Below are 13,650 nucleotides of genomic sequence, written 5' to 3' on the forward strand. Positions count from 1 at the left end.
CCCTGGCTCTACACCACGCACCGCTGACGCACCATGCCCAAAAAAGTCTACATCCGCACCTTCGGCTGCCAGATGAACGAGTACGACTCGGACAAGATGGCCGACGTGCTTGCCGCTGCCGAAGGCTACACCCCCACCGACAACCCCGAAGAGGCCGACCTGATCCTGTTCAACACCTGCTCGGTGCGCGAAAAGGCGCAGGAAAAAGTCTTCTCCGACTTGGGACGGGTCAAGCATCTCAAGAAGAAGGGGGTGCTCATCGGCGTCGGCGGCTGCGTCGCCAGCCAGGAGGGCGAAGCCATCATCCAACGCGCACCGTACGTGGATGTGGTCTTTGGCCCGCAGACCCTGCACCGCCTGCCGCAGCTGCTGCGCGAACGCCAGCGGCAAGCACGGCCGCAAGTGGACATCCGTTTCCCCGAAATCGAAAAGTTCGACCACCTGCCGCCAGCGCGGGTCGAGGGCGCCTCGGCCTTCGTCAGCATCATGGAAGGCTGCAGCAAATACTGCAGCTATTGCGTGGTCCCCTACACGCGTGGCGAAGAAGTCTCGCGCCCGCTGGAGGACGTACTGGTCGAGGTGGCCGGCCTGGCCGAGCAGGGCGTCAAAGAAATCACCCTGCTGGGCCAAAACGTCAACGCCTGGCGTGGCGGCGAAGGCGAGGACTTCGCCCTGCTGCTGGAGTGTGTGGCCGACATCCCCGGCATCGAGCGCCTGCGCTATACCACCAGCCACCCCAACGAATTCACCCCGCGGCTGATCGAGGCTTACGCACGCATCCCCAAGCTGGTCAACCACCTGCACCTGCCGGTGCAGCATGGCAGTGACCGGATCCTGGCGGCGATGAAGCGCGGCTACACCGCCTTGGAGTACAAGCACACCATCCGCAAGCTGCGCGCGGTGCGCCCCGACATCAGTGTGTCGAGCGACTTCATCGTCGGCTTCCCTGGCGAGACCGACGACGACTTCGCCAAACTGATGAAGCTGGTCGACGATATCGGTTTCGATGCGAGCTTCAGCTTTATTTTCAGCCCACGCCCCGGTACACCGGCGGCCAACCTGCCCGACGACACGCCCCACGACGTCAAGCTGCAACGACTGCAAACGCTGCAAAAGGCATTGGAAGGCCATGTCGCGCGCATCAGCGCCAGCCGTGTGGGCACCGTACAGCGCATCCTGGTCGAAGGCCCGTCCAAGAAAAACCCGCACGAACTCATGGGCCGCACCGCCTGCAACCGCATCGTCAACTTCGACGGCGGCCCACACGCCCAGCGCCTCATTGGGCAGATGATCGACGTCACCATCACCCAGGCGCTGCCGCACTCGCTGCGGGGGACGGTGGTGGTGCGCGAATGCCAAGCCCCACTCTCCGCCTGACGGCTGAACGCCACCGCTCGTCCACCCACCCGGCCCGCTCGTCGCGTCCGCGGCGTTGCGTTCTTGTTCGGCCGCGCCCGCATGGTTACAGTCGTTGACGACTGGACCATCACCACGTACCGAGAATGTCACAACGACCCTCTCCCCGGCACGGCGCCGGCGTCACCCTCATCGAGCTGCTTGTCGTCATCGCGCTCGCTTCGCTTCTGGCCGGTATCGCCGTACCGTCTTTTAACGACACGATTCGCCGCAACCGCATCGACACCGCCGCCAATACATTCCTGAATGCGCTTAATTACGCACGAACCGAAGCCATACGCCGAAACACCTATATCACCTTGCGTAAGTCCGGTGACGAATGGGAAAATGGCTACCAAGCCTTTGTCGACTCAAACGGCGATGGTAACATCAATACCAACGAAGTCATAATCCGAACATGGCAAGGACTGCCAGCTGGTTACACGCTGCGATCCAACCAGGCGAACTTCACCAACTTCGTCCGCTACAACGCCCGCGGAGAAGTCGACAACAATGCCATCGGCGGCCATTTTATAGTCTGCTATAAAAATCAACTGCAAGGCGCCAAGGCGGTCATCCTGACCCGCATGCGCCCCGTCTTAGCGGTCGACACCGATGGTAACGGCGTTCCTGAGAGTGACAGCGCTGACATTTCCTCCTGCGAAACGTAATTTGGCCTAGTACCCACAATCACATGCAACATGTCACTTCAACCACTGCCCCCTCCCTCAATGGAACCCCGACATCTCGCCAGATCAGCAGGCTTCAGCTTGATCGAAGTTCTCGTCGCGTTGGTGGTGCTGGCTTTCGGGCTGCTGGGTGTCGCGGCCATTCAGATCAATGCACTCAAAACCAACCACTCGGCTGCGCAACGCAGTCAGGCAACGATGTTGGCGTACCTCATGCTAGACGCGATGAGGGCCAACGACACCGCTGCCAAAGCTGGCGACTACAACCTCGAAAGATCCTGTGAAATCCCCTCAGTAACGGGAACCCTAGTCGCCAACGACAGGAAATACTGGATGGAGAAACTCCACGAACAACTGGGTGAAGGCACTTGCGGCACCATCAACTGCGCAAGCAATGGCGTCTGCACCGTCGAAATCGAATGGAACGACAGCCGCGCGCGTGGCGACGAAAATCAAACCTTCGTGTTGACGACCCGTCTATGAACACTCACCGCCGCGCCACTCATCAATCGGGGCTCACACTGGTCGAAATGTTGGTCGCCCTGACCATTGGCCTCGTCGTCCTCACTGGGGTCGTCGGCGTTTTGATAGCCAATCGCCAAACGTATCGGACGAGTGAAGCACTCGCGCGCATGCAGGAAAATGCCCGCTTTTCCTTCGAAATTCTGGGGCGCTCGATACGCGCCGCTGGTGGTAATCCCTGCGGTGCATACAAAGTTGCCAATGTGCTCAACAACCGTTCCAGCGCATGGTGGGCGGATTGGAGCAATGCCATACGCGGTTTTGAAGGGGGCAACGCTGATCACGATTCCCAATTTCCTCAGGCGACCGGGAGCGGCCCGGCTGCCCGTATTGCCGGGACAGACGCTTTGATTACCTTGACCGGCTCCTTGGATACAGGGCTCCCCATCATCGACCATAATCCTAGCGCCGCCCAATTAAAAATCAATACGAACGCACATGGATTAAAGGATGGTGATATTGTTATCGCATGTGATACCCAACAGTCCGCCATCTTTCAAATTACCAACGCCAGCCCATCTAACAACGTCATTGTGCACAACACTGGAACCGGGAGCCCCGGCAATTGCAGCAAATATCTTGGCTATCCGACACCACCCAACTGTGGAGCGCCCGGCCCTAACAATGACCCGCCCCCCTATTCGTTTGAAAGCCGAGGATATTTGAATCGACTGAGTGCGCATGCGTGGTACATCGGCAATAACCCACGGGGCACCCGATCATTATATCGGATAAACCTATCGGGATCGTCTACTCAGATCGAAGAGGTCACACCGGATGTGTATGATTTACAACTCGACTACCTTGCTCAAGGCAGCAACAGCTATGTCAACGCGTCATCCATTACTGACTGGAATCAGGTGATTGCAGTACGCCTCGAGATCACGACCCAAGACCCCTTTGTCCGTGACAACAACGGTAATCCGCTGACGAGAAAGTGGTACACGATTTTTCGCGCGCGCAACATGCAGCCATGAAAACATGTCTTCTAAAGCCAACGCCACTGCCGCCTAGCCACTCACAACGCGGAGTTGCTCTCGCGGTCAGCCTTATCCTGCTGATTATTGTCACATTGCTTGCACTAAGCAATTTACAATCTGTCACGCTCGAAGAAAAAATGACTGCTGCGACGTATGATCGGCAGCTTGCGTTCCAGGCCGCTGAGGCGGCGCTACGCGAGGGTGAACAGTACGTTACTAACAATAAGCCAACACCTCAATACACGGATGCCGATAACACCTGCCCCAAAACCGCTATCAACAATTGTGCGGACGGGGTCTGCCCCGTTCCAGACAAGGATTGTCCACCCAGATGGCTGACATCAAGCGGATTTACCCAGTGGAAAAATGCGACGACGACAGTAAATGAACTAACGCCACAATATTTTATCGAGTTCATGAAAAATAATGCGGATTGCACAGACGGTGGGGTATCGGATCCCAAAAACTGCAAACTCTATCGCATAACCGGACGCGCCGGTGTTGTCACCGGTCGATCTACCGTCGTGTTGCAGTCACTGTACCGAACCGAATAGGAGCAGACGATGCAAAAGAACCATATCCTCCGATTCGCCTTACCGACTGCAGGGGCAGTGTTACTTTTTTCAGCTACATTGCACGCGCAACTGAGTATACCCAATCTACCACTAACTACGCCAACGAACGCGAAGCCCATGACGATGATTGTCGCGTCCAAAGATCATCGTCTTTTCTATGAAGCACACAATGATGCCAGCGATATAGACGGCGACGGTGTACTCGACATCCGATTCAAGCCAAATATTATTTATTTCGGACTTTTCGATTCAAACCTCTGCTACACATATAGTGGGTCCGGCCCCTCCGGTTTGTTTACCCCTGCGAATACGGCCACGAACGGAAAGTGTCCCGGACAATGGTCCGGCAACTGGCTCAACGACGTCGCCACCAGCAGGGTCGATGCGCTACGCAAGGTCTTATATGGCGGACATCGCGAGGTCGATACGGCGGATCAAACCATTTTACGTCGCGCCTACATACCGCAAGACGCACACTCGTGGGCCAAGGAATATACGAGTGCAAACGTGGATGGATATCGTATTTCTGATTATACCCCCTCGGGTGAACCCGACCCCGGAAAGCGTCATTTTTTTGGCCATTTGACTGCCAATGCGAATGTCAATTGCGCAACACTCAATCACTGCAGTGATCTTCCCCCTCTACTTTCTGTGGTGACGAACAGCACCAAACGGGTTTGGGAATGGGCAGCCTCGGAAAGGCCTGTACTGGATGGCTCACACGGCGGAACACGAACTAACTACACGGTTCGTGTCGAGGTATGTACAACATCTTTTCATGACGACTGCACGCAATATCCCTGCGGAAAATGGAAACCCGTTGGAGTACTGCATGACTACGGCGAAAACGATGCCATGTTATTTGGCTTAATTACTGGCAGTTACGATCGCAACATGGCGGGAGGACGACTGCGCAAAGTCGTCTCTTCATTCAAAAGTGAAATCAACCCATACGATGGGACGTTCAGCCCCAATGCAACCATCGTGCGTACATTCGATCGCCTGAGGATACGTGACTTCAATAATGGACGCACTGACACAGCCTATAGATCAGGTTGGGTGGCAACTCGACCACCTGACTCTGGAGAGTTCGTTGATTGGGGCGCTCCGTTTGGCGACATGATGTATGAAGCGGTTCGATACTTCGCAGGTAAGAAGAAAGCCACGCCAGAATTAGCCGGATCGACAACGATCGATGATCACGTTGGATTACTGTCCGCTGCCTGGGATGACCCGTACGACACACTCGCAAGTGCAGTGAAGGCACCTTACTGTGCCCGCGCGAATATGCTTGTCATATCCGACATCAACGTCTCATTCGATTCCGATCAACTTCCTGGCGTCGCACCGGAGTTTGGCAGTGGTGTTGGGGACGCTCTGGCATCCTTCAATGCGAGCGCCGAAGCAACCTATATTTCCAGCCATGAATCCGGTGTCGCCGGTCTCCGGTTTATTGGACAGGTTGGCACGAATTTCGACTCGATGCCTTCTCCAAAAAGCGTCACCTCGCTTGCAACCATTCGCGGTCTAGCACCCGAGGAGCCCACCAAACAGGGAATCGACTATTCCACGTCTGTCGCCGCATTCGCCAAACGCGGCGACTTGCGTTCTGATTTACCTACCCGCCAGTCCATTGATACCTTCATCGTCGCTCTTGCTTCACCACTACCGCGGATCGAAGTTCCTCTCAACGGCGGCCGACGCATCACACGCGTGCCATTCGCAAAATCTGTTAATACCTGGGTAACACCTTCCCGTGCAGCGACGGCGGGGCCAGTGACCCCAACAACTGCAAACGCTACCGCATCACCGCACGCAGCAATCCCGGCGCCGGGCGGGCGAGCGTGATGCTGCAGTCGATTTATTGGACGGAATGGGGAGAGTAAGATGTTTTGTCGTCAGCTTTTAAACTCCATTTTGCTAGCTGTTTTCGTTTGTATTTCAGGGATACCTGAGGCAAAGGCAGTAAGCATCCCAAACTATCCTTTGTTTATCGCGACCGGGAAGCCGAACGTATTGCTAATTCTGGATAATTCGAACAGTATGGACGAGGCGCCCAACGGCGAGGCCAGGGGCTCAAATAGTCCGGAAAGCAAATCAGAAATCGCGCGTCAAGTCGCTCGCAGTCTCCTCGACACCTATTTGAATCGCATCAACCTGGGTTTAATGGCTTATCGCCAAAACGAACCAACTGCTTCGTTTCTACACAACTCGCCCTACGATGTCAGCTATGATCCAGCCAATTACAATCCCAGCTACGCCGGCCCCCGCAGATCTTTGACAAAGCGTTTCCGTACTCCCAATCCGACTGATCCGGGCGGATTTATTTACTACAACGTCGCGCTTCCTTTTTATGCCAATTCAAACTACGGCAATGGCTTTTGTTATTCTCCAACTGCCGACTTTGATAATGGCGCAGAGACTTATCCGGGAGGCCCGTGGGATACGTATCGGTGTTTCCGCGTGAAAATCGGTACCAGCGATGGGGTCGTTTCCCCTTTGCCCAGCGGCGGTATCAGACCCGGGGAAGCGGCTCTCGGTTACGGTGTGCTGATAGGAAATTTTACGTTTTGGCCGACCGATAGTGACTTGGCCCAAGGCATTTTGGATTTCGGCAGATTGAATGCATGGACATTCGTCGGCAGAACCTGGTTTCGCAATGATTCGCCTGGGCGCGGTTTTTACATGTTCCGATCAGTCCGTTGGATGCTGCGCACAGGGCATCCTTACTTGCCAAATTGAGATGCAATGTTCCTGGGCAGCCTTTGCCATGCAACGAAACTGGGATTCGCAATGCCGGCCTTACACCAATCGAGGGAACGTTGCTGACCGCGCGCGACTATTTCAGAGGGACTTGGACGAATACTGCTGAAGGTTACACTGCTTCCTGTTATCCTCTGCCGCAATCGTGCGGCAGGAATTTTGTTATTTTGCTCACCGATGGGTTGCCCTCTACTGATAGGAATGGTAACCCTGTGAGCAACCCAGCTACTGCGATTACGCAGGCTGCGTCTGCTGCTGCAGCATTGAGGGCAGAGGGGGTGGAAACGTATGTTATCGGCTTTGCTTTGCCATTTGGCGTAAATCCGACGACGTTGGACGCGATTGCTGCTGCGGGGGGCACTTCGAGGGCATATTCGGCAAGCGATTCAGCTTCGCTGAACGCGGTATTCGATTCGATTTTTCTGGATATCCTCAAAAAAGTTGGATCCGCGTCTTCAGTGACGGCCAACTCGACCTCGATTTCCTCAGATTCAGCAGTTTATCAAGCACTGTTCAATAGCCAAGAATGGTCTGGCGATCTCAAAGCCTATCCGGTAACTTCCTCCGGTGCGGGAGATACTCCCCTCTGGAAAGCCTCAGAGCATGTTCCTACGCCAGCCAGCCGCAAGATTTTTACCCGCTCCGGCGGCAGTGCGGTAGCATTTACTTGGACGAATCTTTCATCGAGTGACCAATCGGCGCTGGGCGGCGCTGACGTGGTGGACTACCTGCGCGGCGTGCGCAGCAAGGAACTGCAAAACGGCGGCAGCTTCCGCAATCGGCCAAAAAGCCCAGACAACGTGCTGGGTGACATCGTCCATTCCTCCCCGTTCTATGTGAAGGACACCAACACCGTCTATGTCGGCGCCAATGACGGGATGCTGCACGCCTTCAACGCGACGAACGGCCAGGAACTCTTCGCCTACATCCCGAGCGCGATGATGCCCAAGCTCAGGAACCTCTCAATGCCCACTTACACCCACGACTACTTCGTCGATGGCGACATCGCGGTCTCCAGCCAAAGCGACACCGGCGGCAAAAATTACCTCGTCGCCACCCTGGGTCGTGGCGGCAAAGGCTTGTTCGGGCTCGATGTCACCACGCCGGGCTCTTTTGCGACGACTCATGTCAAGTGGGAGTGCTTTGCCACGGGTGGTACGGTCAGCGCCTGCAACGGCGACAATGACTTGGGCTTCATGCTCGGCCGGCCGGTGATCGCCAAGATGAACGATGGCAACTGGGCGGTGATCGTCGGCAATGGCTACAATTCATCGAGCAGCAAAGCCGTGCTCTATATTTTCAAGCTCGACGATGGCACGTTGCTGAAGAAGATCGACACCGGCGTTGCCGGCGATAACGGCCTGGCCAGCCCGGGCGTCTTCGATAACAACGGCGATGGCAAAATCGACTTCATCTACGCGGGCGACCTCAAAGGCAACGTCTGGAAGTTCGATGTCAGTCACTCCAACAAGAATCAGTGGGATGTCGCATTCAAGTCGGGTTCTACGCCGCAACCTTTCTTTACGGCAAAGGATGGGTCGGGAAATGCGCAGCCGATCACCGCGCAGATCACCGTCGCGGTCAATGATGTGACTGGCGACCCCAACTACGGCAAGCGCTATCTTTTTTTCGGTTCCGGCAGCTATTTCCGAAGCGGCGATCCGTCCGACACCCAGTTGCAGAGCTGGTATGGCCTGATCGACGAAGGCAGCCAGATTACCGGTCGCACGCAACTGAAACAGCGCAGTATCCAGCAAGAAGGCGTCTTCGATGGCAAAACGGTGCGCGTGTTTTCAGAAGCAACAGCCAATGATATGGCGGGCAAAAAGGGTTGGTATCTCGACTTTACGACGCGTACCGGCGAGCGGATCGTCACCGCTTCGAAACTCTATCGTCTGGTGAAGCCGACGCTGATCGCCAGCTCAATCATCCCCGTCGTCGATCCGTGCGTCCCCGGCGGGAACGGTTTTATCAATGCGATCGACCCCTTCAGCGGCGCACGCGTCAGTTTGCCGATTCTTGATGTCAATAACAATGGCGACTTCACGGATGATAAGCTCAATGGCAATTACATCGGCGGCTTCGATCCGAATGTCGGCATGCCCTCTGAACCGACGCTGGTGGGCGATCGGCTGGTCGCGGGCGGCTCCAGCGGGAGCGTTGCATCGATCAAGGTGAATTACGGCACGAAACGAACCGGGCGGATTTCATGGCGCGAGATCGTTCTTAATTGACGGGGGCACAATGAAAGCGAATCGACAACTGGGTTTCACATTAATCGAACTGATGATCGTGGTTGCCATTGTTGGTATTTTGGCGGCCATCTCTTACCCCTCTTACAAACAGCATGTCTTGAAGACGCACAGACGTGCTGCGCAGGCTTGCTTACTGGAACTGGCACAATGGATGGAACGTTACTACACTAACCATATAACCTATGCGGGCGCGACGCTACCGAACACGACGTGTCGCAATGACCTAGCAACCCGTTACACGTTCTCATTCAGTGGCACGCCGGATGCGAACTCCTACACGATTCAAGCCGTGCGCGTCACCCCTGGACCCCAGGCATCGGACGCGTGTGGCACGCTAACCGTCAATCACACCGGGGCACGATCGCCCACGACGGCTGGCTGCTGGGATTGAGACCCATGCACCTCGCCACCTGGAATGTGAACTCACTCGCCGTGCGCCTGCCGCACGTGCTCGACTGGCTGGCGGCGCACCCGGTGGACATACTAGCGCTGCAGGAGCTCAAACTCAGCGACGACCAATTTCCCGTGCAAGCGCTGCAGCAGGCGGGATACACAGCCGCGTGGTTCGGCCAAAAAACGTACAACGGCGTGGCGCTGCTGGTGCGCCGACCGGGCGCGCTGGCGGACGTGCAGCGTAACATCCCCGGCTTTGACGACGAACAGGCACGGATGATCGCGGCCACCGTGCAGCCGGCCACGGGGGCCGCGCCGCTGCGCGTGATTGGGGCTTACGTCCCCAACGGGCAGGCGCCGGGAAGCGACAAGTTTGCCTATAAGATGCGTTGGCTCGAAGCGCTGCGTGGCTGGATCGCTCAAGAGCTGGCACGCCACCCGCGGCTCGTGCTGATGGGGGACTTCAATATCACGGTGGACGACGCCGACGTGTGGGACCCCGAGGCGCTGCGCGACACCATCCATTGCACACGCGAGGAGCGCGCGCACCTGCAGGCACTCAAAGATTTGGGCCTGCACGACGCGTTTCGACTCTTTCCTCAGCCACCCAAAAGTTATTCGTGGTGGGATTACCGGCAGCTCGCTTTCCCCAAAAACCGCGGCCTGCGCATCGACCACATCTTCATCAGCGATGCGCTGCGCCCGCTGGCGCGCGCCTGCACCATCGACCGCGCACCGCGCAAATGGAAGCAGCCCAGCGACCATGCGCCCGTGGTGCTGGAACTGGCAGACGGATGACGCGCCCCATCACTCCAGCCCCAGCTCCTGAATTTTTCGCGTGATGGTGTTGCGACCGATGCCCAGGCGCTGGGCGGCTTCGATGCGCCGCCCGCGCGTGGCCTGCAGCGCGGCTTGAATCAGCCGCGTCTCGACGCGGCGCAGCAGCGCGTCCCACACGTCTGGCCGCCCGTGCGCCAGCATCGACAACACCTCGGTCTGCAACGCCGCTTCCCAGTCGGCACCCTGAGCCGGGACCGGCGCGGCGCGGTTCATGCCCCCGGTAGGCGCCCAAACCGGCCATTCGGTGCCCCGCTGCAGGCCCTCGGGCACCGCAGGGCCATCGGCGCGCGGCGTTGGGGCAGGCGCCGCATCGCGCTCTGACAGCGCGGCCAGTACTTCTGGCGGCAGGTCTTTGACCTCGACCACCTGCGCCGGGGCCATGACGGTGAGCCAATGGCAGAGGTTTTCCAACTGGCGCACATTGCCGGGAAAATCAAACGCCACCAATGCGGCCAGCGCCTGGTCGGATAAGCGCTTGGGCTCGACGGCCAACTGGCGCGCGCTTTGCTGCAGAAAAAACCGCGCCAGCAGCGGGATGTCCTCGCGCCGCTCGCGCAGCGGCGGCAGCCGCAGGCGAATGACGTTGAGGCGGTGGTACAGGTCTTCGCGAAACGCGCCTTCTTTGACCCGCTGCTCCAGATTCTGGTGCGTAGCGGCGATCACGCGCACGTTGGCCTTGATGGCACTGTGCCCTCCAACGCGGTAGTAGTGTCCATCCGACAACACGCGCAGCAGCCGCGTCTGCAGCTCGAAAGGCATGTCGCCGATCTCGTCGAGAAACAGCGTGCCCCCTTCTGCCTGCTCGAAGCGGCCGCGCCGAAGTGTCTGCGCCCCTGTGAACGCGCCACGCTCGTGACCGAACAGCTCGGACTCCAGCAGATCCTTGGGAATGGCCGCGGTGTTGATGGCGACGAACGGCCCGCGTGCACGGGGCGAGTGCTTGTGTAGCGCGCGCGCAACCAGCTCCTTGCCCGTCCCCGACTCGCCGGTGATGAGCACCGTGACGTGGCTTTGGCTCAAGCGGCCAATGGCGCGAAAGACGTCCTGCATCGCGCTGGCCTGGCCCAGGATCTCCGGCGCTGCCTCCAACGCCTCCTGTGCCACTTCCTCGCGCTGGCTTTCGGCCACCGCGCGCCGGATGAGCTCCACTGCCTTGGGCAAATCGAACGGCTTGGGTAAATACTCGAACGCACCACCCTGAAAGGCCGCCACCGCGCTGTCGAGATCCGAATACGCGGTCATGATGATGACCGGCAGCGTCGGGTGCTGGCGCCGGACTTTTTCCAACAACTCCAGGCCCGAGCCGCCCGGCATGCGGATGTCGCTGACCAGCACCTGCGGCCCTTCGTCGGCACCGTCGGCCAGCGCGTCGAGCACCGCTTTGGGGCTGTCGAAGCTGCGCGTGGGCAGGCCCTCGCGCGCCAGCGCCTTTTCCAGCACGAAGCGGATGGAGGGGTCGTCGTCAGCAATCCAGATCGGTTTCATGCGCGGCACTGCTCACTGTGTCCCCGGCCGCGGCCCCCCGTCAGGGCAGCGGGATGAGGATCTTGAAATCGGTGTGTCCCGGTCGGCTGTCGCATTCGATCAGGCCTTGGTGCTGCTGCACGAAGGTCTGTGCCAGCGTCAGGCCCAGACCCGAGCCGCCATCCCGACCCGACACCAGCGGGTAGAAGATGCGGTCCTTGATCTCCTCCGGCACGCCGGGACCGTTGTCGATGACATGCAATTCCAGTGCCAGCCGAAAGCGCCGCTTGCCAAACGTGACTTGCCGCTGCACACGGGTGCGAAACGTCAGCCGCGCGTCGCCCGCGGCGATGCGTTCCTTGAGCGCATGGGCCGCGTTGTGCGCCAGGTTCAACACGGCCTGGATGAGCAGCTCGCGGTCGCCGCGAAATTCAGGGATGGACGTGTCGTAGTCGCGCACCACCTGCAGCCCGCGTGGAAACTCGGCCAGGATGATGGCGCGCACACGCTCGCACACCTCGTGGATGTTGACGTCGGCCATGACCGGCGCCCGGCGATGCGGGGCCAACAGCCGGTCGACCAGCGACTGCAGCCGATCCGCCTCGTGCACGATGACGGTGGTGTACTCGACCAGATCGTCGCGGTCGGCCAGCTCCAGCTGCAGCAACTGGGCCGCGCCACGGATACCGCCGAGCGGGTTTTTGATCTCGTGCGCCAGGTTGCGGATCAGCTCTTTGTTGGCCTGGGCCTGCTCCAGCAGCCGCTCCTCGCGCTCTTGCCGGGTTTGCTGCTCCAGCGGCAGCATTTCCACCACGCGGTGTCCCGGCCACTCGGTCGTCGCCAACACCAGGTGCACCGGCAGCGGCTCGCGCAACAGTCGCTTGAGGTGGGTGTCATAGCGGATGACCGCATATTCGTTGCCGCGCGCGCCCTGCAGCGCGTTCTGCAGCAACTCGGGCTGGGTCAACCATTCGGATAGGGGCACACCTGCGAGCGTGCGGCGCGACAGACCGACCGCGTCCTCCAGCGCGTGGTTGGCGTAGCGGATATGCCCGCCATCATCGACCACGGCCACCAGCGTGGCCAGCAGGTCCAGCGCGGCCAGGTGCTGCGGGTCGACGCCACCGTCCGAGGGCGAGGATCGGCGCACCATTCCACCCTCAGCGCCCGCCGCCCAGGCGGTCGATCTCGCGCCGAATGGCCGCCACGTCCGCCTGCGCCCGCTCCACGCGCGTGCGCAGCTCCTCCACTCGCGCTTGGTAGCGGGGCGAGTCGGTGCGCTCATCGGCCAAGCGCGGCGGCTTGCCGTCGGCGTAATCGGCGCGCGCCTGCGCCAGCCGCTCCTCGGCGCGGCGCAACTCCTGCTCCAGAATGCGGCGCGCCTCGGCGTCGCGCGCACGTTGCTGGTCGGGGTCGACGCGCTCCGCCGGGGTGCGGGCGCCATTGGCCGTGGCACCGCTGCCACCCGCGCCGCCGCTGGATGCGTTGGTCGAGGCGGGCGCCGGCGCTGCCGGGCGCGCGCCCTCGACGATGGTCAGATTGGCGCCCTGCACCTCGCGACAGCCACGCGCGGCCGGGTTGGGGCCGGGGTTGTTGGTGTATTCGTTGCCGCAGCGCCAGATGGTCGAGCCGCCCTGTGCCCACACCGGCGTTGCCACCGCCCACGCCAGCGTAGCGGCCAGCACCCCACCCGCCATCCCTCGAAACGTCTCGTCACGGGTCCACGCCATATCGTCCTCACTTGCTCACACACGGGCCACAGTATCGGACAAAA

General features: G+C 59.4%; 13 protein-coding genes. 10 read left to right on the forward strand and 3 right to left on the reverse strand.

Translation table 11 applies throughout. The annotated features are described in order from the left end of the window. The first annotated feature begins 33 nt into the window (after window positions 1–33). The 10 genes from miaB to xth all read left to right on the forward strand — a co-directional run bounded on the left by miaB (window position 34) and on the right by xth (window position 10,370). Window positions 34–1,377 (forward strand): tRNA (N6-isopentenyl adenosine(37)-C2)-methylthiotransferase MiaB, encoded by a 1,344-nt coding sequence (gene miaB, locus ACPYIS_RS13980; RefSeq protein WP_424894489.1) that lies wholly within the window; start codon window positions 34–36, stop codon window positions 1,375–1,377. Between the two features lie 125 nt (window positions 1,378–1,502). Then, a complete protein-coding gene (locus tag ACPYIS_RS13985; RefSeq protein ID WP_424858858.1) occupies window positions 1,503–2,066 on the forward strand; it encodes a GspH/FimT family pseudopilin in 564 nt (187 codons plus the stop codon). Window positions 2,067–2,126: 60 nt separating this feature from the next. After that, window positions 2,127–2,567 carry a type IV pilus modification protein PilV gene (pilV, locus tag ACPYIS_RS13990; RefSeq protein ID WP_425974130.1) on the forward strand — a complete coding sequence of 147 codons (441 nt, stop codon included), beginning with the start codon at window positions 2,127–2,129 and terminating at the stop codon, window positions 2,565–2,567. Beyond that, a complete protein-coding gene (locus tag ACPYIS_RS13995) occupies window positions 2,564–3,583 on the forward strand; it encodes a PilW family protein (protein ID WP_424858856.1) in 1,020 nt (339 codons plus the stop codon). The genes pilV and ACPYIS_RS13995 overlap by 4 nt, the downstream gene beginning before the upstream one ends. After that, entirely contained in the window at window positions 3,580–4,140 is a 561-nt protein-coding gene (locus ACPYIS_RS14000; protein WP_424858855.1) for a pilus assembly PilX family protein, read from the forward strand. The genes ACPYIS_RS13995 and ACPYIS_RS14000 overlap by 4 nt, the downstream gene beginning before the upstream one ends. Before the next feature lie 1,760 nt (window positions 4,141–5,900). Continuing rightward, entirely contained in the window at window positions 5,901–6,047 is a 147-nt protein-coding gene (locus ACPYIS_RS14005; protein ID WP_424860176.1) for a pilus assembly PilX family protein, read from the forward strand. Between the two features lies 1 nt (window position 6,048). Further along, window positions 6,049–6,903 (forward strand): hypothetical protein, encoded by an 855-nt coding sequence (locus tag ACPYIS_RS14010; protein ID WP_425973731.1) that lies wholly within the window; start codon window positions 6,049–6,051, stop codon window positions 6,901–6,903. A 233-nt stretch (window positions 6,904–7,136) separates the two neighbouring features. Next, entirely contained in the window at window positions 7,137–9,158 is a 2,022-nt protein-coding gene (locus ACPYIS_RS14015) for a pilus assembly protein (RefSeq protein WP_425973733.1), read from the forward strand. Window positions 9,159–9,168: 10 nt separating this feature from the next. Continuing rightward, complete coding sequence (locus ACPYIS_RS14020; protein ID WP_424858853.1) at window positions 9,169–9,570, forward strand: type IV pilin protein; 402 nt, start codon at window positions 9,169–9,171, stop codon at window positions 9,568–9,570. A 5-nt stretch (window positions 9,571–9,575) separates the two neighbouring features. Then, window positions 9,576–10,370, forward strand: coding sequence for an exodeoxyribonuclease III (gene xth / locus ACPYIS_RS14025; RefSeq protein WP_424858852.1), 795 nt, complete (start codon window positions 9,576–9,578; stop codon window positions 10,368–10,370). Between the two features lie 9 nt (window positions 10,371–10,379). Here xth and ntrC read toward each other — a convergent pair whose 3' ends face one another. Genes ntrC through ACPYIS_RS14040 form a run of 3 tightly spaced genes read right to left on the reverse strand, consistent with a single transcriptional unit; the run spans window position 10,380 to window position 13,606 of the window. Beyond that, the gene (ntrC, locus tag ACPYIS_RS14030) at window positions 10,380–11,897 is read right to left on the reverse strand and encodes a nitrogen regulation protein NR(I) (protein ID WP_299022969.1); all 1,518 of its coding nucleotides are present in this window, start codon (window positions 11,895–11,897) and stop codon (window positions 10,380–10,382) included. 40 nt (window positions 11,898–11,937) lie between these two features. Then, window positions 11,938–13,029, reverse strand: coding sequence for a nitrogen regulation protein NR(II) (glnL, locus tag ACPYIS_RS14035; protein WP_299022971.1), 1,092 nt, complete (start codon window positions 13,027–13,029; stop codon window positions 11,938–11,940). Between the two features lie 7 nt (window positions 13,030–13,036). Beyond that, entirely contained in the window at window positions 13,037–13,606 is a 570-nt protein-coding gene (locus ACPYIS_RS14040; RefSeq protein ID WP_299022972.1) for a hypothetical protein, read from the reverse strand. Window positions 13,607–13,650: the final 44 nt, after the last annotated feature.

Origin of the sequence: Tepidimonas sp. HKU78, from assembly GCF_049860815.1 — a bacterium.
Taxonomy (GTDB): Bacteria; Pseudomonadota; Gammaproteobacteria; order Burkholderiales; family Burkholderiaceae_C; genus Tepidimonas.

Excerpts from the sequence above, each read along its gene's own strand:
- ACPYIS_RS13995 (WP_424858856.1), top strand. The coding sequence starts at position 2,564 with ATGAACACTCACCGCCGCGCCACTCATCAATCGGGGCTCACACTGGTC.
- pilV (WP_425974130.1), top strand. The coding sequence starts at position 2,127 with ATGGAACCCCGACATCTCGCCAGATCAGCAGGCTTCAGCTTGATCGAA.
- xth (WP_424858852.1), top strand. The coding sequence starts at position 9,576 with ATGCACCTCGCCACCTGGAATGTGAACTCACTCGCCGTGCGCCTGCCG.
- ACPYIS_RS14020 (WP_424858853.1), top strand. The coding sequence starts at position 9,169 with ATGAAAGCGAATCGACAACTGGGTTTCACATTAATCGAACTGATGATC.
- ACPYIS_RS13985 (WP_424858858.1), top strand. The coding sequence starts at position 1,503 with ATGTCACAACGACCCTCTCCCCGGCACGGCGCCGGCGTCACCCTCATC.
- ntrC (WP_299022969.1), bottom strand. The coding sequence starts at position 11,897 with ATGAAACCGATCTGGATTGCTGACGACGACCCCTCCATCCGCTTCGTG.
- ACPYIS_RS14040 (WP_299022972.1), bottom strand. The coding sequence starts at position 13,606 with ATGGCGTGGACCCGTGACGAGACGTTTCGAGGGATGGCGGGTGGGGTG.
- ACPYIS_RS14010 (WP_425973731.1), top strand. The coding sequence starts at position 6,049 with ATGTTTTGTCGTCAGCTTTTAAACTCCATTTTGCTAGCTGTTTTCGTT.
- glnL (WP_299022971.1), bottom strand. The coding sequence starts at position 13,029 with ATGGTGCGCCGATCCTCGCCCTCGGACGGTGGCGTCGACCCGCAGCAC.
- ACPYIS_RS14000 (WP_424858855.1), top strand. The coding sequence starts at position 3,580 with ATGAAAACATGTCTTCTAAAGCCAACGCCACTGCCGCCTAGCCACTCA.
- miaB (WP_424894489.1), top strand. The coding sequence starts at position 34 with ATGCCCAAAAAAGTCTACATCCGCACCTTCGGCTGCCAGATGAACGAG.